General features: G+C 48.0%; 22 protein-coding genes. 9 read left to right on the forward strand and 13 right to left on the reverse strand.

Going from position 1 to position 22,785, the window contains the following annotated elements; all coding sequences use genetic code 11:
* The first annotated feature begins 82 nt into the window (after positions 1–82).
* Complete coding sequence (locus tag TREPR_RS14070; protein ID WP_015709006.1) at positions 83–1,756, forward strand: YifB family Mg chelatase-like AAA ATPase; 1,674 nt, start codon at positions 83–85, stop codon at positions 1,754–1,756.
* Between the two features lie 31 nt (positions 1,757–1,787).
* On the opposite strand, the gene TREPR_RS14075 is transcribed toward TREPR_RS14070, so the two are convergent.
* Entirely contained in the window at positions 1,788–2,348 is a 561-nt protein-coding gene (locus TREPR_RS14075; RefSeq protein WP_015709007.1) for an acetate uptake transporter, read from the reverse strand.
* Between the two features lie 148 nt (positions 2,349–2,496).
* Here TREPR_RS14075 and TREPR_RS14080 point away from each other — a divergent pair, with 148 nt between their 5' ends.
* The 3 genes from TREPR_RS14080 (at position 2,497) to TREPR_RS14090 (ending at position 6,663) form a co-directional block, all read left to right on the forward strand.
* A complete protein-coding gene (locus tag TREPR_RS14080; RefSeq protein ID WP_015709009.1) occupies positions 2,497–3,417 on the forward strand; it encodes a DMT family transporter in 921 nt (306 codons plus the stop codon).
* Positions 3,410–4,627 (forward strand): DNA/RNA nuclease SfsA, encoded by a 1,218-nt coding sequence (locus tag TREPR_RS14085; protein ID WP_015709010.1) that lies wholly within the window; start codon positions 3,410–3,412, stop codon positions 4,625–4,627. The genes TREPR_RS14080 and TREPR_RS14085 overlap by 8 nt, the downstream gene beginning before the upstream one ends.
* 419 nt (positions 4,628–5,046) lie before the next feature.
* Entirely contained in the window at positions 5,047–6,663 is a 1,617-nt protein-coding gene (locus TREPR_RS14090) for an InlB B-repeat-containing protein (protein WP_148257321.1), read from the forward strand.
* An 89-nt stretch (positions 6,664–6,752) separates the two neighbouring features.
* Here TREPR_RS14090 and TREPR_RS19285 read toward each other — a convergent pair whose 3' ends face one another.
* Genes TREPR_RS19285 through TREPR_RS14110 form a run of 5 tightly spaced genes read right to left on the reverse strand, consistent with a single transcriptional unit; the run spans position 6,753 to position 12,607 of the window.
* Positions 6,753–6,977 (reverse strand): sodium ion-translocating decarboxylase subunit beta, encoded by a 225-nt coding sequence (locus TREPR_RS19285; RefSeq protein WP_201765787.1) that lies wholly within the window; start codon positions 6,975–6,977, stop codon positions 6,753–6,755.
* A 50-nt stretch (positions 6,978–7,027) separates the two neighbouring features.
* Positions 7,028–7,801, reverse strand: coding sequence for an RluA family pseudouridine synthase (locus TREPR_RS14095; RefSeq protein ID WP_015709012.1), 774 nt, complete (start codon positions 7,799–7,801; stop codon positions 7,028–7,030).
* A 9-nt stretch (positions 7,802–7,810) separates the two neighbouring features.
* Positions 7,811–11,023 carry a response regulator gene (locus TREPR_RS14100; RefSeq protein WP_015709013.1) on the reverse strand — a complete coding sequence of 1,071 codons (3,213 nt, stop codon included), beginning with the start codon at positions 11,021–11,023 and terminating at the stop codon, positions 7,811–7,813.
* 14 nt (positions 11,024–11,037) lie between these two features.
* A complete protein-coding gene (locus tag TREPR_RS14105; protein ID WP_015709014.1) occupies positions 11,038–11,538 on the reverse strand; it encodes an FMN-binding protein in 501 nt (166 codons plus the stop codon).
* The gene (locus TREPR_RS14110; protein ID WP_015709015.1) at positions 11,528–12,607 is read right to left on the reverse strand and encodes a substrate-binding domain-containing protein; all 1,080 of its coding nucleotides are present in this window, start codon (positions 12,605–12,607) and stop codon (positions 11,528–11,530) included. The genes TREPR_RS14105 and TREPR_RS14110 overlap by 11 nt, the downstream gene beginning before the upstream one ends.
* Positions 12,608–12,764: 157 nt before the next feature.
* On the opposite strand from TREPR_RS14110, the gene tpx reads away from it, so the two are divergent.
* Positions 12,765–13,280 carry a thiol peroxidase gene (gene tpx, locus TREPR_RS14115; RefSeq protein ID WP_015709016.1) on the forward strand — a complete coding sequence of 172 codons (516 nt, stop codon included), beginning with the start codon at positions 12,765–12,767 and terminating at the stop codon, positions 13,278–13,280.
* Between the two features lie 515 nt (positions 13,281–13,795).
* Here the strand turns inward: tpx and TREPR_RS19155 are convergent.
* Positions 13,796–13,924, reverse strand: a complete 129-nt coding sequence (locus tag TREPR_RS19155) for a hypothetical protein (protein WP_015709017.1) — start codon at positions 13,922–13,924, stop codon at positions 13,796–13,798.
* Positions 13,925–13,976: 52 nt separating this feature from the next.
* The gene (locus tag TREPR_RS19290; protein WP_081468714.1) at positions 13,977–14,180 is read right to left on the reverse strand and encodes a DUF2284 domain-containing protein; all 204 of its coding nucleotides are present in this window, start codon (positions 14,178–14,180) and stop codon (positions 13,977–13,979) included.
* A gap of 279 nt (positions 14,181–14,459) precedes the next feature.
* Between TREPR_RS19290 and TREPR_RS14125 the strand changes: the two genes are divergently transcribed.
* The 3 genes from TREPR_RS14125 to TREPR_RS14135 are packed head-to-tail and all read left to right on the forward strand — an operon-like array spanning position 14,460 to position 16,806.
* Complete coding sequence (locus TREPR_RS14125; protein WP_015709019.1) at positions 14,460–15,029, forward strand: TetR/AcrR family transcriptional regulator; 570 nt, start codon at positions 14,460–14,462, stop codon at positions 15,027–15,029.
* A 48-nt stretch (positions 15,030–15,077) separates the two neighbouring features.
* Complete coding sequence (locus TREPR_RS14130) at positions 15,078–16,127, forward strand: epoxyqueuosine reductase (RefSeq protein WP_015709020.1); 1,050 nt, start codon at positions 15,078–15,080, stop codon at positions 16,125–16,127.
* Positions 16,128–16,170: 43 nt separating this feature from the next.
* Positions 16,171–16,806, forward strand: coding sequence for a DUF3786 domain-containing protein (locus tag TREPR_RS14135; protein ID WP_015709021.1), 636 nt, complete (start codon positions 16,171–16,173; stop codon positions 16,804–16,806).
* 20 nt (positions 16,807–16,826) lie between these two features.
* Here TREPR_RS14135 and TREPR_RS14140 read toward each other — a convergent pair whose 3' ends face one another.
* Positions 16,827–17,777, reverse strand: coding sequence for an Abi family protein (locus TREPR_RS14140; RefSeq protein ID WP_015709022.1), 951 nt, complete (start codon positions 17,775–17,777; stop codon positions 16,827–16,829).
* Positions 17,778–19,005: 1,228 nt separating this feature from the next.
* On the opposite strand from TREPR_RS14140, the gene TREPR_RS14155 reads away from it, so the two are divergent.
* Positions 19,006–19,563, forward strand: coding sequence for a nitroreductase family protein (locus tag TREPR_RS14155; RefSeq protein WP_041611220.1), 558 nt, complete (start codon positions 19,006–19,008; stop codon positions 19,561–19,563).
* 37 nt (positions 19,564–19,600) lie between these two features.
* Here TREPR_RS14155 and TREPR_RS14160 read toward each other — a convergent pair whose 3' ends face one another.
* The 4 genes from TREPR_RS14160 to TREPR_RS14175 all read right to left on the reverse strand — a co-directional run bounded on the left by TREPR_RS14160 (position 19,601) and on the right by TREPR_RS14175 (position 22,785).
* The gene (locus tag TREPR_RS14160) at positions 19,601–19,966 is read right to left on the reverse strand and encodes a helix-turn-helix domain-containing protein (protein WP_148257324.1); all 366 of its coding nucleotides are present in this window, start codon (positions 19,964–19,966) and stop codon (positions 19,601–19,603) included.
* Positions 19,956–20,396 carry an RrF2 family transcriptional regulator gene (locus TREPR_RS14165; protein ID WP_041611221.1) on the reverse strand — a complete coding sequence of 147 codons (441 nt, stop codon included), beginning with the start codon at positions 20,394–20,396 and terminating at the stop codon, positions 19,956–19,958. The genes TREPR_RS14160 and TREPR_RS14165 overlap by 11 nt, the downstream gene beginning before the upstream one ends.
* Before the next feature lie 113 nt (positions 20,397–20,509).
* Positions 20,510–21,997: a DUF1302 family protein gene (locus tag TREPR_RS14170; RefSeq protein ID WP_015709028.1), complete on the reverse strand. Its 1,488-nt coding sequence runs from the start codon at positions 21,995–21,997 to the stop codon at positions 20,510–20,512.
* On the reverse strand, positions 21,994–22,785 hold the full coding sequence (locus tag TREPR_RS14175) for an outer membrane lipoprotein-sorting protein (protein ID WP_015709029.1): 792 nt from the start codon (positions 22,783–22,785) through the stop codon (positions 21,994–21,996). The genes TREPR_RS14170 and TREPR_RS14175 overlap by 4 nt, the downstream gene beginning before the upstream one ends.

A 22,785-nucleotide genomic window follows, 5' to 3' on the forward strand; every position in this document is an offset into this window, starting at 1 on the left:
ATCATTTGAGTATAACTATTCTCAACTTATGATGGCTAAAGCAATTTTTAGCCCAATACCCTAAAAGGTACGGAGGCGGGAAATGTTGATTCATACTTATGCGCCCTTTGGGGCTGAAGGAATTATTATCCGGGTTGAGGCGGATATACGCAGGGGCATACCGGGGATCGATATCACCGGTCTTGCCGAGGGGGCGGTACGGGAGGCCCGGGAACGGGTCAGGGCGGCTTTCCGGAATTCCGGTTTTACCTTTCCCATGGACCGGGTCCTGATCAACCTGGCCCCTGCGGGGGTGCGGAAGGACGGGGCTTCCCTGGACCTGCCCATAGCTTTGGCGGTGATGACCGCTGCAGGGCTTATCCCCAATACCGGCCTGTCCCAGGAAAGCGCCTGGGATGAAAAGCCCCTGCTGGTCATGGGTGAGCTGGAACTTTCCGGCCGCATTCGACCGGTCCGGGGGGTCCTGGCAGCTGCTGCGGCAGGGCTTAAGGCGGGTATTGGGGAATTTATGGTCCCCACAGGGAATGCAACCGAGGCGGCCATCCTGGTTTCAGGCCGCTTTGCCGCCGCCGCTACCCTAACCGAAGCGGCCCATGCCCTGGCCCTGCGCCGGGAAACCGGCTCCCTGCCCCTTTCCACAGCGGCATCGGATACTGGGGCTTCCGGCACGGCGGCCCCAGGCGAATCAGCCTGGGGGGACTTTGCGGAAGTCCGGGGCCAGGGCCGGTACAAGCGGGCCCTGGAGATAGCCGCTGCAGGGGGGCACAACCTCCTGGTCTTCGGTCCCCCTGGGGCAGGTAAAACCATGCTGGCCCGGCGCCTCCCCTCGATCATGGCCCCCCTCACGGCGGAGGAAGCCGTGGAAGTGACCCGACTTCACAGCCTGGCAGGGCGCATCATGGAAAAAACCGAGGGCCGGCTTATCACCAGGCCCCCCTTTCGCTCCCCCCACCATTCCGCCTCCGCCGAAGGCATTCTGGGGGGCGGCAAAACCGTCCGCCCAGGAGAGATAAGCCTGGCCCACTTCGGCCTGCTCTTTCTGGATGAGGCCCCTGAATTCCGCTCCAATGTCCTTCAGTCCCTGCGGGAACCCCTGGAAGATCGGGTGATAACCATCTCCCGTGCGGACGGCCCGGTGCGGCTTCCCGCAGAATTCCAGCTCATCCTGGCTGCCAACCCCTGCCCCTGCGGCCGCCTGGGTATGCGTACACCCTCAGGGGGAATCACAGCCGGCAACCCAGACGCACCGTATATCCCCAGGGACCCGCATCTCGCCGCCATCCCCGGCGCCCAGGGCTGTTTCTGCAGCTCCGATGAGATACGCCGGTACTGGCGCAAATTCGGCGCCGCCCTCCTGGACCGGGTAGAACTCCGGGTAGCCGTGGCGTCCCCGGGCTTGGAACGCATGGCCAGTGAACGGGAGGAGAGCAGCGCTGCTATTGCAAAACGGGTTCTTGGGGCGGTGAAGATACAGCGGGAACGGTTTAAAAACGTAAATCTTCGCCGTAACGCCAATATGTCTCCGGCCCTGATAGACCGGTACTGCGTCCTGAGCGAAGGCGCAGAAAAAGCCTTCCATACTGCCACAGAAAAACTGGCCCTTTCCGGCCGGGCCTACCATGGGGCACTCCGGGTAGCCCGGACCATTGCGGATCTGGAAGGGCAGGAACTCATTAAAACTGTCCACATCCTGGAAGCCATACAGCACCGCCGCCTGGGGGAAGATCCCTACGATGTGTTTTCTGCGGAGGGGTAGCCCAAGAAGGCGCCATGCCCGGCGCCTTCTTTCAGAGTGGAAGAATCTTTTTGCCAAATTCTCCATTTACCAGTTGAGCCATGGCGGAATAAATCGCTGAAAGCCCGCAGACAAGGCCTACAAAACCGGCAAGCTTTGTGATGGTGTGGTTTTCCAGAAAATCACCGGCGGAAAGCAGGAAAAATAAAATCGTTAAGGATGAAAACACAAGCTGGGTTGCCCGATTATGTTTTAGGGTTCCCAAAAACATGAAAAAAGTAAAGATTCCCCACAGGAGCAGGTAAAAACCCATCGAAACATGGTCGCCTGGTTTTATCGCCAGGCCAAAGGGCTTAATCCAGATAATACACAGGGACCACCAGAAAAAACCATAGGCGGTAAACGCCGTACCCCCAAAGGTGTTTCCCGATTGCAATTCGCATATACCTGCGATAATTTGGGCAAGCCCACCAAGGGCAATTCCCATTGCTACTATTACAATGGACAACTGAATAATATCCATGTTGTGCAGGTTTAATAGCACCGTGGTCATTCCAAACCCCAAAAGTCCCAGAGGGCCGGGATTAGCCTTTCCTTTTGCGTCACTGGACATAAAAATCTCCTTAAATTCCTTTAAGATATCGGGTGTTATGGCTTAAAGTATCGTGAATATTTTTTTGAAATGCAAAAAAATTGGACAATGAGCCTCTTCCTCTGATGGAATCTTCCCAAATTCTCATCTTTTCGACTATACTCTTGATATGAACAAACGGGCATTGCGTGCGGATATTCTTTTGCTTTTAACCTCCTGTATTTGGGGGTTTGCCTTTGTGGCCCAGCGTACGGGTATGGAATACTTTGGGCCCTTTACCTATAACGGGGTGCGCTTCCTCCTGGGGAGCCTTTCGCTCCTCCCGCTGATTTTCTTTTTGCGGCGGAAGCCCCCTCGGGATGGGGAAACGAAGCCCCCTGTCTCGGCGAAACGGCTCGTCCTCTCCTCCCTGGCGGCGGGGCTCTGCCTTTTTATCGCGGCATCCATGCAGCAGGTGGGGATCATCTATACCAGCGCCGGGCATTCGGGGTTCATCACCGGGCTCTACGTGGTGCTGGTTCCCATTTTCGGGATATTCCTAGGGAGAAAGACCGGTATCCCCACCTGGGTGGGGGCGGTTTTCACCCTGACAGGGCTCTACTTCCTCAGCGCTGCAGGGAATATCACTAACATTAACCCCGGAGATATCATCACTGCGGTAAGCGCCCTGTTCTGGGCCCTTCATGTGCTGGTCATCGACGCCCTAGTGCAGAAGATTGACCCACTCATGCTTTCCTCCGGGCAGTTTGCCTGCTGCGGAATTCTTTCCTGCGCAGTAGCACTGTTCCTGAAAGAGCAGCTTTCCCTGGATGCAATCATTGCCGGGATCATCCCCCTGCTCTATGGCGGCCTTGCTTCTGTGGGTGTGGCCTATACCCTCCAGGTGGTAGCCCAGAAAGACGCCCCCCCGGCCCACGCCTCAATCATTCTCTGCCTTGAAGGGGTCTTTGCCGCTATCGGCGGGGTTCTCCTCCTGGCAGAACCCTTAGGCTCCTGGACCCTGGTAGGTTTTGTGCTGATGTTCTGCGGTATGCTGGCCACCCAGTGGGATGTGATCTTCAAGGGCTTCACCGCCAAAAAACGTGGGTGAAAGCTATTCCCTCTTTACCAATCACCGGGAAGCGGTTTTCCTCCGCCGGCCGAACCGCTTTCTCATAATCGCTGCTCCGCCGGAAGAGGGGGCGGGGGGCGAAGTACTGGTCTGCCACTGCCCCAACCCCGGGCGGCTCATGGAATTTGCTTTTCCCGGAACCAGGCTCATCCTGGAAAAACGGGACGAGGAAAACCTGAAAGCCAAAACTGCCTGGACCGCCGCAGGTCTCTACCACAGGAATACTGTGGTACCCCTCTTTGCATCCCGAGCAAACGGGGCGGCGGAAAAACTCATCCTTAAGGAAATTATCCCCGGGCTTACAGAAATACATCCCGAGTATACCCTAGGCCCTTCCCGCTTCGACTTCCTCTGCCTGGACAACAAAAAGCGGAAACACCTGGTGGAAGTCAAGGCCTGCTCCCTCATTGAGTACCAAAGCGCCATGTTTCCCGATGCCCCCAGCGGCCGTGCCCTGAAACACCTGGAAGAACTGGCAGAACTGTCCAGTCAGGGTTACTGTTGCCATATCCTCTTTGTCATTACCCACAGTAAACCTAGGGTTTTCATCCCCAACCTCCACACGGATCCTGAATTTGCTGCAGCCCTAAGCCGCTGTGGTCATGCAGTGCTGCCCTTTGCGGACGCTTCCGCTGGCGATGGCCCGGTAGCCATCCATGCCGCCCTGATCCGCTGCGACTCCCAGGGCCGGGCAAAACTGGTTTCCCCAGCCATTCCGGTGGACCTCTCCCATGGTAAACTGGCGGACAGCAACAGCGGCAACTATCTGATACTCCTGGAACTGCCCCGGGAACAGGCCATAGAAATCGGCGCCCTGGGGACCATAGCATTTAAAAGCGGCTGGTATGTCTACACCGGTTCCGCCCGAAAGAACCTTTCCCAGCGGGTAAACCGCCATCTCCGCCATCATTACAAACAGAAACACTGGCACCTGGACTACCTCACCCCCCAGGCAGGCAAAATAAAAGCCCTGCCCATCATGTCCTACCGTAACCTTGAGTGCGGCCTGGCCCGGGACCTGGAAAAAATCGGCGGCCTGGGCATACCCGGCTTCGGCTCGTCAGACTGCCGCTGCGACAGCCATCTTTTTTATTTTACGGACCCGCCCATGGAAAACCGGGATTTTGTAGACCTGATCCTCCGCTACCGACATCGGGATGCTTTGAAAAGGGATCAAGGGAATCTCTAAAAACTCGGTTAGTTTTTAGAGATTCCCGTTAGTATTTTTGTATGATTACAACTTTTCACTTCAATAGCAAATGATTATACAATTTCTTAAAAAATAACAAATAAATTCTATTGTGAAAAAATTCGTTTTGATTTTTTACTGTCTTTGGGTTTTTTATTTTTTAATTTTAATGTTGATTATTTGAGTTAGGATTAGTACATTTACTCAATGCCTATCAGGTATATGTTTTATTATTCCTGTTGAGACAGCAGGAAAATTATAGCTTCCGTATTATCCCTGTACCGGTTAAAGGGTTTGATACAAAATCCGTTTTTCCCTGGCTGAACAAAAAGTGATGAACCATTTACTAAAACTATATAGGCGCAATAATCCGATTACAAAAGGTACGGTACCTTTCGGATATTATAAGAGGTATTATTATGAGTGTAACTATGAAGCAGCAATGGATTTTTCCAATCCTCTGCGCTCTGAGTATGGGGTTCTGGGCCTGTTCTTCGCCAACATCCCCTGCTGAACCTTCCGGTCCGGGGGGTTCATCCAATTCGGTCCATCCTTCCGATCCGGCCCGCCCTTCTGATCCGGGCAACCCTTCCGATCCGGCTAATCCTTCTGATCCGGCTAATCCTTCTGATCCGGCTAATCCTTCTGATCCGGCTAATCCTTCCGACCCTGATGTTCCCGGTATTTCGGGAAAACAGACGATCTACTATTATGGTAATGGCAACACCTGGGGTACCACCCTGATATCGGAAAGTCAGGATGATGAAAACAGTACTACTGTTACCTTAAAGGATCGCGGGGACCTGTACCGGGTGGGTTACCAATTTACCGGGTGGAATACCAGTTCTGACGGGACAGGCGACAATTTTGAAGCAGGCTCATCCATACCTAAGAATGGAAAAACAATAAAACTGTATGCCCAGTGGAAAGAGGTTTTCCCTTTCGTCTCTGCGGGAGAAAAATTTTCTACCCTGCTGACTGAAAGCGGAAGGCTCTATTCCGCCGGGGACAACACCGATGGAAGGCTTGGAAACGGCACTACGGTACCCCAGAGGCAGTTTGTCCCGGTTAGCGGAGCTGTCGCCGGCGCCGGAATAAAGGCAGCGATTTCCGGTAAAGACCATTCTTTCGCCATCCTGAATGACGGGACTACCCTGGGCTGGGGAAAAAGCGATGCCGGTAAGCTGGGCAATAAAGCTGACCATGGTTCCGCCCTTCTTCCGGTCATACCCCTGTATACTATTGACGGCGATGCCATCCCCGCAGTCCGGATAGCATCTGTATCTGCCGGCAAAAACCAAACAGCCCTGCTGACGGAAAATGGCGAATATTGGGCAGCCGGGGGCCGGTATTACGGGGCCCTGGGAAACGGCAACGGCAGCATGCAGCTCACCTTTGAAAAAATTGCGGATGGTATACTATCCGTGTCCACAGGTGAGGACTACGTTATGACTATTAAAAATGACGGAACCCTCTATGCCGCCGGTAATGGCTGGCTGGGCAGAACAGGTACTACCGCCAATACCAAAAACGGCCTGACCCTGATTGCAGATGCCGGCAGCGATAACTCCCTGGTATTTGCAGGAAAGCTGAACCATACCATGATCCTGAAAAAAGACGGCAGGCTCTTCGCTGCGGGGTACAATGAACTTGGACAGCTGGGTGTGGGGAATCTCACAAATCAGAATTCATTTAAGCCTGTTATTGATTCTGCGGGGAACCCCCTAACCGGCGTGGTATATGTCTCCTTGGGAGAAACCCATTCCATGATACTGGGAAGTGACGGAACCCTGTGGGCTGCCGGGAACAACCGGAGAAAACAGCTGGGCATAAACGGGCTCATCGCCCAGACCAGGGCTGTGAAAGTTCTGGAAAATGTCGCCCGTGTAGCCGCCGGATTCGACCATACCCTTGCGGTGACCGAGGACGGCAAACTCTGGGCCGCAGGCTCAAACCGCAATGGCCAATTCGGGGCAAACACCGGGTTGCCGGGTTATAGCGCATGGACAGAAATAGACATTTCATCCCTGCATTAATGCCTAAGGGCAATTCAAAGTAGGAATGAGCACGTAGGGGAGCACACGGAAAAGACGATAATTAGTCTGTGTGCTCTCTTACGTCGTCTTTACTCTTTATAAGTTTTGAAAGCACTAGTACCATAACTATAATAATGTCGCTTACAATAAAAGTTCCCGGGATCTTCCTCCAGGGCCATGTATAAATAGGCCGCCACCGCAATGGCGCCGATATATTGTGACTTGAGAATCTGGGATATCAAAATTGCCACAGGCCCATCGGCGGATCCGATAATGCCGATTGCGGTAGCATCATGGAGATCAAAGCCTAGTATACCTGGAGAACCATGTCAAGGGAATGGTGTTCACATCAGAAATTTCAAATTTAACCGCTAAGCTTTTTCCCTGAAACTTTCTCCATCTGCTTAACCATGGCTGCCATATCCCGTGGCAGCGGCGCACTCAGGGTAAGGGCGCTGTTCTCCCCAGCCAGCCCCGCTTCCTCGTCTGAGGGCAGCACCAGCTTTGCTGCGTGAAGGCCCAGCCTTTCCAGGAGGGGCTTTTCATCCAGGGGATCACCGCGCCAGTTTTTCTTAAAAGAAGAAAGGTACACCGGCTTCGGGCTGTTCCTGGCGCCGTAGAGGGGATCGCAGACTACAGGGTGGCCCAGGCTGGCCAGGTGGACCCGTATCTGGTGGGTACGGCCTGTGGCGGGGCTTGCCTCTACCACAGAATAGCTGCTCGCAGAGAGGAGAAGGCGGAAGCTGGTAAAGGATTTTTTGCCGTGCGGTTTATCAACAACCGTGCGGTGGAGCTTGTCCCCATCCGGGGCCAGGGGGAGATCACAGTCCGTTTCAGTCCAGGAAGGGCGGCCGTGGATAATGGCGAAGTAGGTTTTCTGCACTTCCCGGGACTCAAAGGCTTTGGAGAGGCGACGATGGGTTTCTTCGTTTCGGGCGAAGACTATCAGCCCCGAGGTGTCCCGGTCAATGCGGTGGACTATGTAGACCCGGCTGCCGTAATGGACTTCCAGGAGTTTGTCCAGTCTGTCCTGGGATTCGTCCCAGCGGTCGCCGCTAACGGTTATGCCCGCAGATTTATTGACAGCAGTAATATTGCTGTCCTCATGGATGATAGCGTAGGGTTGTTTTTGCTTCATCAGGTTCCTTTATACCCGCCGGGAGAGGTATTTCCGCAGTTTTAGTAATACCTCGCTGAAGTCCAGGGGCTTGCCTACATGATCATTCATCCCGGCGGCCAGGCACTGTTCTATGTCCTGGCGGAATACATTGGCGGTCATGGCCACTATGGGCACTTTTTTTGCCCACTCGGTATCCAGGGCGCGGATGCGGCGGGTGGCTTCGTAGCCATCCATCTCGGGCATCTGTACGTCCATGAAGATCATGTCAAATTTATCCGGGGCTTCTGTAAACTGCGCCAGGGCCTCAGCGCCGTTCTCCGCACAGTCGATCTCAATTTCCGTAGGCTCAAGCAGGGCCATTACAATTTCCCGGTTAATATCAATGTCCTCCGCCAGAAGGAGATGGAAGCCCTTGAAGTTGTCCGTAACGGCGGCGTCTTTGTCTGTATCCGCCTCTTCATGGCCCAGACAATCATTGATGATATCAGCCACAGAAGATGCAAACAGGGGTTTTGAGAGGAATTTATTCACCCCGGCTTTCTTTGCATCCCCTTCAATAATGTTCCACTCCGCTGCAGATATCATTATTACTACCGAATTCCCCGTGCTTCCCTCTTTGATGCGCCGGGAAAGTTCCACCCCGTCCATGCCGGACATCTTCCAGTCCACAAAGTAGAGATCGTAGGGCCCGTTTTTTTCGATCAGTGCCAAAGCTTCATCGCCGCTTGAGGCAGTGTCCCCCTGGAGGGAAAGTTGGCGCATAAATTCTACAAAGCAGTCCCGTATGTCTCCATCGTCGTCCACCGCCAGGATGCGGAGGTTGTTACGGTTGACCCCGGGGTTGAGGAGGCTCTGCCGGGTCTCGCTGCCCCGCTTTGTCTGAATAGTAAAGCCAAAGGTGGAGCCTTCGCCGGGTTTTGATTTTACCCAGATGGCGCCCCCCATCATCTCCACGATCCGCTTTGATATGGCAAGCCCCAGGCCGGTGCCGCCGAAGCGCCGGGATATGCTGGAATCCGCCTGCTGGAAGGAGGCGAAGAGTTTGGCCTGCTGTTCTTCGCTGATCCCAATACCCGAATCGGTCACTTCCACCAGGATGGTGCAGATTCCTTTTTCCTCTTTTATAAACGAGGCCTTCAGTTTTATGGTCCCCTCTTCGGGAGTAAACTTAACCGCATTTGAAAGAAGGTTGGTGATCACCTGGGCCAACCGCTGCTCATCCGCAATCAGGGATGGCGGTATATCCCCATCCAGGTGTATATTGAAGTCCAGCCGCTTCTCTTCCATCTTGGAGTTAATAACATTAACCACCCGCTGGATCAACTTTTCAAAATTGAAATCCGTATCCGAGAGGTCGAATTTATTCGCCTCAATCTTTGACATATCCAGCACATCGTTGATGACCCCCAGGAGGTGGATGGAGGCGCCTTCAATTTTTTCAAGGCAGTAATCCTTCCGTTCAATTTCGGTGGAAGATTTTGCCAGGGAGGTCATGCCGATGATGGCGTTCATGGGGGTGCGCATTTCGTGGCTCATGTTCGCCAGGAAATTGCTCTTGGCGCTGCTTGCGGCTTCCGCCTCCAGTCTGGCCCGGGCAAGCATGGTAACATCGCTGAGGATCATCATAACGCAGACCGGGCCCGAGTTTTCAATGCCCCCGGGACCACCATTTATCCGCCGCAGGGTCATGGTATAACTGCGATCTTCCTCCATGGAATCGGGAATCACCAATTCTGCGCTGCAGGTGTCGCCATTTTTTGATCCCACAATAAAGAGGGATGAGGCCAGGGCTGTCAGGAGCTCCAGGTGGTTTTTTTTGACAGTGGAAATTTTCTCCGCCGCAAGTATAGAAGAAAGCAGGTCAGGATCATCAGCGTTAAGCTGGTGGCTTAAGAGTATATCTACCATGGTCTGGTTAAGGTAGATACATTTTCTGTTCCCGTCAAACAGGGCCAGGGCATTGGGCATGACGTTGAGGTGGGAACAAATGATGTCCAGCATGGCGTTTATTCCGGTGATGATCAGGTGATAGTCCCCCTGGTAGGGGGTTGGGTCCGCCCTCACGTTCAGTGAACCTGCCTGGGCCGCATTGGAGAGGCCGGCAATATCCTTGATCACCGTATGGATGGTTTGGGCCATGGAGATAAAGGTAAAGCCCAGGCGGCCGATTTCGTCCCGCCGGTTTGTAATATCCTTGGGCAGGGCGGCATCCAATTTTCCCAAGGCAAGCATATGGGCGCTTTCGGTAATTTTCCCCAAAGGTGTGGTAAGTATCCGCTTGAGGGCGGTATGGAAGACCAGGATGAAGAACAGGATTGCTGCAATCATAATGATGATGCTTACCACGATGGCCAGCTGGAGGGGAGCGATAAAATCAAGCCGTGGTGCCTGTATGCCCAGAGACCAGAGGGTTCCCCGAATCGGGGCAAAGCTGATAAAGATCCGTTCACCAGCCCCGGCTATGTTGGCGGAGCCGGACTGGCCCTGCTTCATCAGTTCCACTATTTCCAGCGCTTCCCGGCCCGACCCCAGGCTTTCGGTGACCAGCTCACTGCTGTAAACCCGGCCTTGATCCCGGTGGGCAATCAGTTTTCCCGATTCGTTGATGATAAATGCGGTACCCCGGGCGCCGATATTGATGCTGTGCAGCACATCGCTGAGTATGTCGTAACGGTAACTTCCCACCAGGTACCAGGCTTCCTCTTGCAACGAAGTTTCCCGCGCAGCCGAGTTGTCATCGACCATCGTTTCCCCGGAATCGGAAAGCAGGGGTATACCCATGAGTATCTCCAGGCCGCTGTTCCCCACTGAAGTGTCATTGATCACCAGGTTGTCAGTTTCCCTGATCCGGTGGAATATTTCCCGCCCGGAAATACTGCGGGGAGAATCTTCGCTGCCGTCCAGAAGCACCCCGTCATGGCTGTACAGGCCGAGCCACACAAATTCTATCCCCGAGGCGACCCGCTCAATTATCGCCCTCCTTTCGGAGGAGCCGGATCCCCGGCTCACAAAGGCGCTCCGATCCCGGATCATAAAAAAACGATCCCCTAGGGTATGGAGATTGCTCTCTACATTCCGGGCCGCAGTTTTTGCAGTGGTTTGCAGCACATGGATCAAGATTTCATCGGTCAGAGAATTCATGAAATAGGTCATTACCGTCACTAATCCTGCGGTGAGGAAAATAACTACCAGTACGGCGGTAAAAGCGATACGGGTGGTGATGCTTTTTTCTTTACCCATGTTCCCCTCTAGATCTAATTTTCAGGCAATTCGACCTGAGCGACTTTTCTGTCCCCGGCCTTTGCCTGCTCAATCACTGCCTCGGCCAGCAGCTTAAAGGATTTATAGGAATTGGTGGCTCCTGTTAAGACATCAATTTTGGCCGGGTCCTGCCGGTTGAGCAAGGCTGTTGCGTAGGTCCGGGTATACCTGGTAGGATAGTTACTCTTTACGGCTTTCATTTCCCGCATATATTCCATGTCCCAGGACTTGAGGAAACCGCTTGAGTTTTTTGCATCGTATTCAACCGTTACAATACGGTTATGGTCGATATAAACCGTGAGAAATTCCTTCCAGCCATGATTGTCGAAGGAAGCTCCTTCCGCAGTATAGTAACCCTCGTTGATAGTAAGCTTTCCTCCCGGTATAACCGGCCCGCTCTGGTCTGGGTCGTTTTCCTGTATACAGGACGACAGAATAACTGCGCCGAGAATAAGTCCCGGGAGGAGGATTTTTATGGTTCTCTTAAAAATCATAGTTGTCCACGTTGCTGATGGTAAATTCTGTCCGATCCGGCAGCAGGACCACTGCGGAAACAGGGGACGTATAGGCCCCTGGGTCCAGTACCGTATTGGGCATGAGTTCCACGGTGCCTATATCAGGCACATCCACCCGGTCGCCTACCCGCAGTTGTTTGCCTATTGCCAGCTGCCAGGCCAGGTAGCAGCCCAGGGCGCCCTGGACCTGACAGTCCCAGAGGCCCCAGCGGTCAATAATGCCGGCTTTGCTGAAATCCCGCATGGCGTTGGGAGAGGCGAACCCGGTGATGGTCAGGTTCGCGGCATTAAAGCCCAGGTTTTTTGCCGCCTGGGCCTGGCCGGGCAGGGAGGTAGAATCGTTGCAGATGATAAGATCGATCCCGGGATGAGCTTTCAGTATTTCTTCCCCCACCGCAATGGCCTTCACAGGATCCTGGTCGCTATAGTAGTTTTTCGCCTCCACATTTTTCCAGTTGGGGTATGTGGCCTGTATATAGGCTTCCCCGGCGGCTTGCCAGGAATTCTGGTCCGTTACTGTGGCCTGGGAATAGTGCCAGACATAGTTTACCGGCCCTTTCAGGTTAAGCCCCCGTTTGGAAAGGCCCTTTGCCCCCATTTCTACCAGCATCTTGCCCAGCTGGTCCGGGGTCCCCTGGGAGACCATGATCTGCCGGGCGTCGCCGGAAACATCCGAGTCCCAGGTGGTAACCTTGATGCCCGCCGCCATGGCTTTCTTCAGCACCGGGTCCAGGGCCTTGGCGTCCAGGGCGGAAATGCAGATGGCCGCCGCCTTTTCTTCGATAGCCCGGTTGATGATGTCTATCTGTTTGTCAATCGCCGCCTCGGGGCTCCCGTCGTAGCGTATCTTAAACCCGTTCTTCGCGGCATAGGCCTGGGCGCCCTGGTTGGCGGCTTCAAAAAAGGCGTTCCCCGTAACCTTGGGCACAAAAACCACCGTGATATCCCCGGCTTGGGCTGGTTTTGCCCCGGACCCCTTGGAACAGCCTGCGGCGATAAAGGCGATAAGGCAGGCTGCAATAAGCCCTGATATAATACATTTTCTCATAGATACTCCCCCTACAACTATAGAACAAATTAATTATATACCAATATTGTCAGAGAGGATATCCGATCTTTTAGAAGTATGGACTATTTTTTTATATTGATTCTCCAGTATTTAAAAAGGAATAACAATTTAGTATAGTATTGTATCGGAGGTTATTATGGCTCTTGTGACATTTGGGGGAAAAATGATAAAAACCAGCGGCGACCTGCCTGCCTTGGGTTCCCGGGCGCCGGATTTTTGTCTGGTGGATGGCCAGTTAGGGGACAGGACCCTAGATAATTGGGCTAGAAAGGTGAAGATCCTCAATATTGTGCCCAGCTTTGATACCCCGGTCTGCGCCACCTCGGTCAGGCGCTTCAACCAGGAGGTGGAGAAGGAGCCCATGCTGGTGGTCCTGGGCATCTCCTGCGATCTGCCCTTTGCCCAAAGCCGGTTCTGTCAAAATGAGGGGATCCGCAATATCATCCCCCTTTCCCAGATGAGGGACCGGTCCTTCGGCAGGGATTACGGGGTGGAAATTGTGGACAGCCCCATGGCGGGGCTTCTGAGCCGGGCGGTGGTGGTGCTGGACCGGGAAAATACGGTGGTGTACACCCAGCAAGTGGCGGATATCGGCAACCCGCCGGATTACGCCGCTGCCCTGGAAGCGGCAAGAGCCGCTTTGGCAAAATGAGGCGCCGTCGGGGAAGGGAATTCTCGAATAATTTTTTTGTAACCTTGAAACGGATCTTTTGTTTCCTTATTGAATAGATCTCCTCCATACATTTCTCTTCATTGCCGCCGTCGTTTCCTCCTTTCGACGGCGGCTTTTTTTATGGTAACCAGCGGCGGCATTATTGCCGACCGCCAGCCTCTACCATGCCCGCCGTGGGCGAAAATGCTTCCGATACAGGCGAACCCAATTAAAGCAGACTTTTTCTCATTGCAAAATTTTTGATAATCGGGACCAAAAACTTTTCCCAATAGGCGTGAGTTTAGCACATCGCTTTCATTATTTTCACGAAATACCTCATTTGAAAAACTTGAAAGTGTACAAAAATCGCAAAAAGGCTCAATACACGCTTCGGATAATACATAATAGCCCAAAACACTTTTTAAGTTATAATCAAATTCTTCCGTATTGCTTGGCCAAATAATTTTTTGTTCTGCGAGCTGAATTCCGTTTTTACTAACTAAATATATTCCACCTTAAAATTCAACCAAAACTTCACCCTCCGAAGTTTGTTTAATCTCAAGTCTCTTTGAGCTATCTGAAAAATTATATTTTTGTAATAATTTTACAACCCATTTATATGTTTCTTCATGTCCCTTTTTCATATCCCCTCCATTTTCTTTGCACGCATTTTTTCTATTATCGCTGGTGTAGTATCTATAGTTTATCTCTCGATTCCCTAATTTCGTCGTCATTGAATAAAAGGGCGCCAAAATAAGTAACGGTATCTTCTCCATTGCTATAATTGATATCTGCCCGTTGTGTTAGTTCATTGACAAGAATCCCATAGCCTTCTATAAAATGATGTAATTTTTCCAGGAAACGGCAGGGCGAATTGGGGTAAGTACAGGTTTTGCATATACCGCAGCCTTATTAGACAATACAAGATAATTTTTCAGGTAAGGTTTCACTGCCGATTCCATATCTCGCGCAATCTGCTTGAAATCTACCATAAATTTAATGATTGACAAAGATAATATACATATCATTCCTATAGTCATAATATGTATATTATCTTCAGATCGTCCTAGTCAGATTGATTTTCAACAATGCTTGACAGTTTTGCAATGTATGATATACTCTAATAGACCAGTCGGTTTTATTTGCCGCTGTAAATGCCTGTTTTAATGGAAAGATTATATGGATCTGAATGCAAAAGGTTTAAAAGGCGAAAAGTCTAAAGTACAATTGATAGAATGTGCCGCCCGCTTATTTCTGGAAAATGGTTATAATGCAACCGGAATAAACGAGATAATAACCAAAGCTGGTCTCTCCAAAGGGTCTTTCTATTTTTATTTTTCAAGTAAAAAAGAATTAGCTATATCTGTAACAGAATATCATAGCCAAATGATACTAACCAAATTTTCCGGGATTGCACAAGGCAAAACGTGGGAAGATTTTATCGAAAAGCTGGTGGGTGGTATCGTTAAGAAAGCAAAACAGGGGGGAGTATATGGGTGCCCTTTGGCTGTATTGGGAATGGAAACCGCCTTTCTTGATCCTGACATTGCCGCAAAAAATCATGCGACTTTAAAAAGTGTGGCTGATATATTTGAAGATGTACTTAAAAGGTCAGGTTTCTCCAAAGCAAATGCAACCATTGCTGCAGAGCGTGCATTAGCCATATTCGAAGGGCATTTGTTGCTTTACCGGTTAGGAAAAGATGGCAATGAATTAAAAAAAATTATAAGAGACTTAAAGGATTTGTAAATTAATAAAATTAATCCGGGCTGACTCTAAGAATAAGGAGAAGTGAATATGATTAATGAAAAATTAATAAAAGAGAAAGCACTAGAACTCGGTTATGAAGATTGTGGTATTATAAATATTTCTGAAATTAATGATTATGCTGAAAAAATAAATGATCGTATTATAAAATTTCCCAATACCAAAAATACTTTAGAAAAATTAAATCGATTTACAAATTTGAATGAGCGTTTTCCATGGGCAAAATCAATTATTGTTTGTGTGCGAAAATATGGTAAATACAGTATACCGAATAATTTAAAAAATTTAATCGCTAAATATTATTTAGTAGACGGAAGAATAAATGAACAATCTATAGATTTTCAGGCAAGCATTGAATTTGAAACGTTTTTAAATAAAGTAGGTCTGAAAACAGCTACGGAAAGAAAATTTGGACTAACCGCACTGAGATGGGCGGCATTTAAGGCAGGGCTTGGGATAATTAGAAGGAATAATTTCTTTTATACAGAAAAAAGTGGTTCTTGGGTATATTTAGAGGCATGGCTGATAGATTGTGATATGGAAATGAAAAACAATGACAATTCAAAACCCTGTCCAAATAACTGTAACAAATGCATAAAAGCCTGTCCAACAAAATCACTTCATGAGCCTTATTCTATGGACCGTTCAACTTGTGTATCATGCCTTACTACCTTTGAAGGGTGGGATATGAGTAAAGAGTCAAATAATCATAATATTGGGAATTGGATATATGGTTGTGATGTCTGTCAGGATATTTGCCCCTTTAATAAAAACAAATGGATGGAAAATGAACAATTCCCACGATTAAATGAATTGGCAGAACATATATCATTAGAAAAAATAATCGAAATGGATTATACCTATTTAGAAGGTATTATATCTTCAAAATTTTTTTATATAGGTAAGGGCGATGTATATAAGTGGAAAACAAATGCTCTTAACGCAATGTTGAATAATTATAATGAAAATTATTTATTTTATATAAGAAAGGCATGTAACGATTCTAACGAACATGTACGTAATATGGCAGAATGGGTATTAGATAAAATTACAAATTATGTACCATCCATGACAGAGTAAATTGAAATATTTACAATTTTATTAATATTTTTTGGGGGATTTGATGGAAAAAGGATGCGTAAAAACTTATAATTGGGTAGTAAGCTTGTTGAATAATTGTGATTTTTCTGATAGCGCTAAAAGGCTTGGATTAGAGCAAATCTCAGAAAACGCTGTATTAATTAATTTTTTTGATCGGATATATAAAGTCTCAAAAAACAATATAGAACTTATTGATAAAAAAACAATATGGACAACAGCATCAGAAGATTATGAATATGACTTAAAAAGCGTATTAGGATATTATATATTGTCAGATGCAAATATAGAACCACTATATGAATATTGCGCCCTGGGACAATTTTCCGGCGGTGTATTTCGGGAAAGCAGTAGTGTGGTATCAATGGCAAATAAAAAATTTGCAGATACATTTGGTAATGATTATGACAAATTTAAAAAAATAATGAATATGTTTGGCATAGAATATGAAGAAGGAAACAGGGATGGAAAGTATAGTTGGAATTATAAAATATTACCCAAAATACCGATCAAATTAGTATTTTATGAAGGGGATGATGAGTTCCCTTCAAAATTACAAATTCTCTATGATAAAAATGCAATAAAAATATATAATTTTGAACAATTAGCAGTTTTACATGGTATAATTACTCAAACAATACTATCTTTAGGCAAATCATAAAATTGAAAATTTATTTTACCTTACACCGGCAACAATGCCGCTTCATGCCAATTGTCCGGGAAGCCCATACTTTTAATCAACTCAGGTTTGGGGAAGGCGGCATTGTCCGGGTGGTTTTTGATTATATCCTCCAGGTTACAAAAAAACCGGGAGAAATTAGTATCTTCCAGCAGATACCGGAGCGCAATGACTGCGGCGAACAAGTCCTGTTTCCCGTAGGCGCAATCACCATTTGCCAGGCGGGGTACGCCAAGTTCCTTATGGAGCTGTAAATACGGCAGTTTGCCTTTGTTTACCGTATAGTTATACAAGCGGTCATTATGGGCGCAGGTATTACGGAACAATACCAAAAGGCTGATGATTGCGGATAACTGCGGTGTACTGGTTAAAGAGGTGTAGTTTTTGCTGATTTTTGTTTGCAGCAGCATGGGAAGCATATCAAGCATTTTTGATACATTGCCGAAGGTCAGTTTCCGCATCAAGACCCAGAGGGGGATATTCTCGTGGTTTACAATATAGTGATTCAGATTAACCGCATTGAAGTTGGCGGTAATAACCCGGTTAATTTCGCCTAACAGCCTGAATATCTCCGATATTTTTTTGGGGTCCTGGTAATCATAGTTATACAGGCTAGTATAGGCGTCGATTGAGTTACCGTGTTCCTCGCTAAAATAATAGGATATATGGGATTTGAGTTTTTGCTCCACTTTCAGGAGGTACTTGAAAAATAACTCCCGGAGGGCTTCATCGAAATAATACAAATTTTCAATGTCGGTAAAGGTTGCGCCGCTTTTGTACTGTCTGGTAACGGTGTCTTTGAAGGGGGTTTTATAGCCGTTTATGAGGGAGAAATAGCCGATTTGGGTAAGGATGTCTATAGCATGAGCTTCATCGGGTATGGCAAGACCCTTTTCGTCCCGAAGTTTGCGTATCTGCTGTTCATAGGTTAAAAAGGGCTTTTTTTCCGGCATGGTATCCTCTGGTTAAAAAAAAGGAGCCCTTCAGGGCCCCTCCGGTCGCCTTGGTTAATAACCTCCGCAACACGATCACTACTAAAAATATACAGGGTTTGCCCCTTGCTTGTCAAGGAAAAAAATAAATGCCTTTTCCCTTTATATGTGTGGGCTGCACGGGTTTGACGTTGATGGTCATTTCGTTACCTTTTTCTAAAACATACCAGGTTTTGGGGAGACAGGCAAGCCAAAATCCTCCATTTTGCGCCTTTGCGGCAGAAAAGGTCAAGAAGGTCAATATTCGGGGAGATTTTGACGGTATCGGGATATACCGTCCTGTGGAAGGAGCTAGATTTATGAAGACGGTACAGGTCCCCGGATTACCGATGATCCGGAGGGGAACCTCAGCCTTTGGCTTCGGCGGAATGTTCCGGCTTTGAAGGATTCTCTTGAGGTATCGAAAGAAATTCATGCTATACACTTAAAGGTCCAGGACGAAAATGAGGGGTTATCTGTTGATGAGATTAACCACAAGGCAGAGGTTACTTTGGCTTCCTGGGGGATTTCGCTTTGTCGGGATAGGACGGGACAGGGGAAGATTGGGGCTGTGGCGGAGGTATAGGATTAGCCATACGCATAAAAACTCTCCTGTAAGGTAGCTGCTTTCACAACGATTACGAGAGGATTGTGGCAGAAGAGGCTAATCCTCTCAAGTTAAGGGAACCCCTATTTATGCCTCGGATTGGGCAGGTTACTTTAGCTCTATAAAGAGGCTGCCTGGTGATGGCGAAGTATAAAACAACCTATTATAGGACTTGAAACGGATCTTTTGTTTCCTTATTGAATAGATCTCCTCCATACATTTCTCTTCATTGCCGCCGCCGTTTCCTCCTTTCGGCGGCGGTTTTTTTTATGGTAACCAGCGGCGGCATTATTGCCGACCGCCAGCCTCTACCATGCCCGCCGTGGGCGAAAATGCTTCCAATACAGGCGAACCCAATTAAAGCCGCCATAACGACAATCTTTGTATATTTCATAATATACTTACAGTCTGATTGTTTATATTATTCATCTGGTTTATTTTACCACATTGCATTATTCATTTGATTGTACACTGTACAAAAAAGTTAAACGATGCATTCCTATTACACAGAAAAATTAGTTCAATTGTATTATTATGATTGACAAAATAAGAATAAAAGAATATTTTTGGAAATCAATAAGAAATATTTTGGAGGATCTATCAATGAATGAAACTTTATCAGTCATAAAAAACAGGCGCAGTATTAGAGATTTCAAACCAGAGCAAATCAAGGGTTCTGAACTTGAGGTTATTTTGGAAGCCGGGATGTATGCGCCTTCCTCAGGTGGGCACCAACCTTGGCACTTTACGGTCATTCAAAACAAAAAAGTAATTGGCGAAATATCTGAAGCTATAAAAGCTGTGTATAGAGAAATGCCCATTCCGTTTTTACAAAAAATAGGGAAAGAGCGACCTCACCTATTTTACAATGCTCTTCCTGTCATTGTGATTTCTGGCGATCAAAATTCATTGTCACCCGATATAGACTGCGCCCTTGCCGGTGAAAATATGCTGATTGCCGCTGAATCCTTAAATATCGGATCAGTTTGGGTGAGTGGGTTTCCCCAACTCGCAAATACAGAAGCTGGCAAACAAATAATAAAAGCGTTAAACATACCTGAAGGATATAAACCAATTTATTCAATTGCATTGGGATATAAAGCGGCGGAGAATCCTAAAGCGGGCGCCAGGAGAGAAAACCTGGTGAACTATATAACTTGACAGTTATATAAAAATGAATCCATCGGGCCGCAAGACCTTACTTGATACCCGCTTTTTTCTGGTACTCAATAAGCAGGTCTAGATGCTGTAAAATAAAATCTTGGGAGTTTTCGTCTAAATTATTAAAATGGTAAATAATATGTTCTAGTCGTTCATTTTGCGGAGTATCAAACATGGTTCCTTTGCCGGTTTTAATCCAATGCTCATTGGCTCCAAAGGTAAAACAGACCATAGAAATAAGGCGGTCCTTTATCTCCCGCCGCCCTTCCTCGATGGAGCTAATCATGGATCGGCTTATTTTTATCCTATCCGCAAATTCTTCTTGGGTAAGACCTTTCGCCTTGCGAATATCAAGAAGCCGATTATTTATTGAAGCACTATTCACCCAATTGTTACTTTTCATATACGGCGGCAACAATGTCTTTAGCAATATCTGCAAGGGTTGTTTTTGCTAACGATTGCTTCATTGCGTCCTCCGCATCTTGCATACGACCCATTAAAACTTCTTTAAACTGCTCGATCCGAGAGTCTTCAACTATAAAATCAATTTCAGTCTTAAATAAATGCCCGTGTTCGAGCGCCAAAAAAATGTCCAATAAGGTAATTTTTGCAATCGGCTTTGCCAAAAGGACTCCGCCTTTAGAGCCCTCCTTTGTCGTGGTGATTCCAGCCGCATTAAGGCTTTTCAGTATTCTAACAACCGTTGGAGCAGGTATTTTCAATTGTTTGGCAAGAACCTTTGTCGATACATATTCGAATCCAAACTCCTCCATTTTTATGTTAATCAAAATGCCGATTGTGATTGCCCTTGAAAATTCAGTTGAATATGCCACCTACCCTCCTCTAACGCTACTAAATCAATTATATATCTATTTGATTGATTTGTCAAGAGGGTAAAAATATGCTTTGTGAGCAAAATGTAAATTTTTTGTTCTGAGTTTAACCCCTAAAACTTATACCCCATCACCGCCTTAATAAAATGATTGTCCCCATACTGCCCCAATTCCCCTTGTTCGTCCCCCCCAAAGAGGCCTCCTGAAAGTTCAACCGTAACATCGTTTTTAATCCAGGCTATTGAAGGGAGAATGAGAAAATCCCTGTCCTCAATGCCCCAAAGACCGGTCGCCTTTATCTCAAGCTCATCCCTGAGAAATTTCCGTGCAAGTACCGTAGTAAGTCTGGTAGAACTCAGTTCTTTCCCGGCTTCAATATCAAGCAAGGGATCGCCATTTAGCTTATCGTGAAATAAGCGTATGGTTTCAGTTGCCTGTAAATTTAGGTTTATACCCAAAAAAAGATCCCGGTCAAACCCCAGGGACCATGCAAGCTGGGGATTATAAACATCACCCTTGTCCCCTTCAAGATCATCGGTAAGCAGTATTGCCGCCTCTGCACGGATATTAAACCCTGCCAGTACCTGTGCGTAATCAATTCCCGCCTGATGATAACGGTTATAACGAACCTTGATTTGCAGCGTATCAAATGCATCCTTTACCGCAGTTTCTTGAAACTCTCCTGCCGCTGCAACGCTCAGGGCGTTTTGGAATCCTGACATCCCTTTAATACTTATGCCAGGACGGAATAAATTGCCATAGAAATACTGTATTCCAAGATCAGAGGACCCAATTGTCGCAGTAAACCTAAGACCTGCTTGGGCATATTCAAGAAATGACAAAATTTGTGTTTCCTTTGTCATGTCATTAGACAGAAACCGCCCCATCCGATCATTCATGCCTTTCCCGATAGCCGCCGTCCCTGTGCCCATTTCTGGCTTGCTTAAAATTGCGGACAGAAAAGATGAGGATATATCGGTAAATTGGGAGGGCGCCCAACGGCTTCCCTGTTCCAGGGCAAAACGGTGGCCCTGAAATGTGGGAATAAAGACCCCCTCCAGTTTTGTAAATGCCCCAAATTGGTATGAACCGTGCAGCATAGGACGGGCAATTTTCATATCCCCAACAGCGCCCATGAGACTTAAATCTGAATAATCCAGGGGGTTTACCACATCCAGGGGACCAAAACTGTCTGCCTTGCCCCAGGTAAGTTTACGCAAGCCCCCTTCCAGACTAAAATCGCCAAAATAAGCGCGGAGGTAGGCTTCATCAATAGTAAGCGGTGAGGCGGAACCATCAAAGACCGGGGCAAGTTTCAGGTTGATTGTCCCATCTGCGTGAGTGCTTGCAACAGTGAAGTTAAGTTTACCCTTAAGAACATCCCCTAAATTTGTTTTTCCAATGTCCGAAAAATCATCCCCATATCCGGTAAGCCCCGCCGATAGTTCACCGCCTATGGTTACGGCGGGTACAAAAGATGGGGCCAGACCAAGGGAACCGCCATCCATTTCATTGTTAAATCCGAAATCCTGTGCAGGAAGATATAGTACGCCGGAAATGATGAACAAGATAACTATCAGGAGAAATAGTTTTGATTTCACCGCGCCCGCCCGGTTTCAAGATAGCTTGTGGTAAATACCCCTTCCGGTATGGGATCGTCATATTTAATGATGTCCACAATAATTGAGGTGGAGGTTCCGGCAGACAGGGTTGTCATTTTTGTTACCATCGGGGTAAGCCTTCCCTGCACATCCTTTAGTTCACTCATTTCAAGAATTTTTACCAGGGTCCCGCGCCGGTCAAATAACTCCGCTTTATGATTAACATAGGTACTTTTATCTATATACTGTATCATCTTTGAATACTGGAAAGTATTGTCCTTTGAGATGGATTCAATGACATAACAAAGATTACCCGCTATGGATTCTTCCCGGATTATACGATGGGTATCCAGATTTGCATCCCGGTCCATGGCAGATAGATCGTCATAAGAAAGATCGCTGCCCATAAAACTATTGGAGCCTTCGCTGGAGGCTATACGCCGCACTTTCCCCAGGGAGGGAAGAAAAATCCATTGATCGTCATTAGCTCCGGGATTTTCCAGGGTGAGAAAACGGGTATTGGCCACCGAGGCAGGACGCTGGAATACAATAATTTTTCTGTGTCCCTTGGGGCCATCTTTGGAATATTGATCCATAACCCGTTCACTGGCGGTTCCATCCTTGGCAGCGAGGACCATACGGGATCGAGTGGAAGTTGTATCCGCCTGTATCCTGTTCCGGGATCGGTCTATAATTACTTCCGCGTCTACCGCCTGGGCAGACACTGATCCAATAGAAAAGAACAGGGCGAACATTACGCATGGCATAATCGTCACGTTGTTTTTCAT

The organism is Treponema primitia ZAS-2, assembly GCF_000214375.1.
GTDB lineage: Bacteria > Spirochaetota > Spirochaetia > Treponematales > Breznakiellaceae > Termitinema > Termitinema primitia.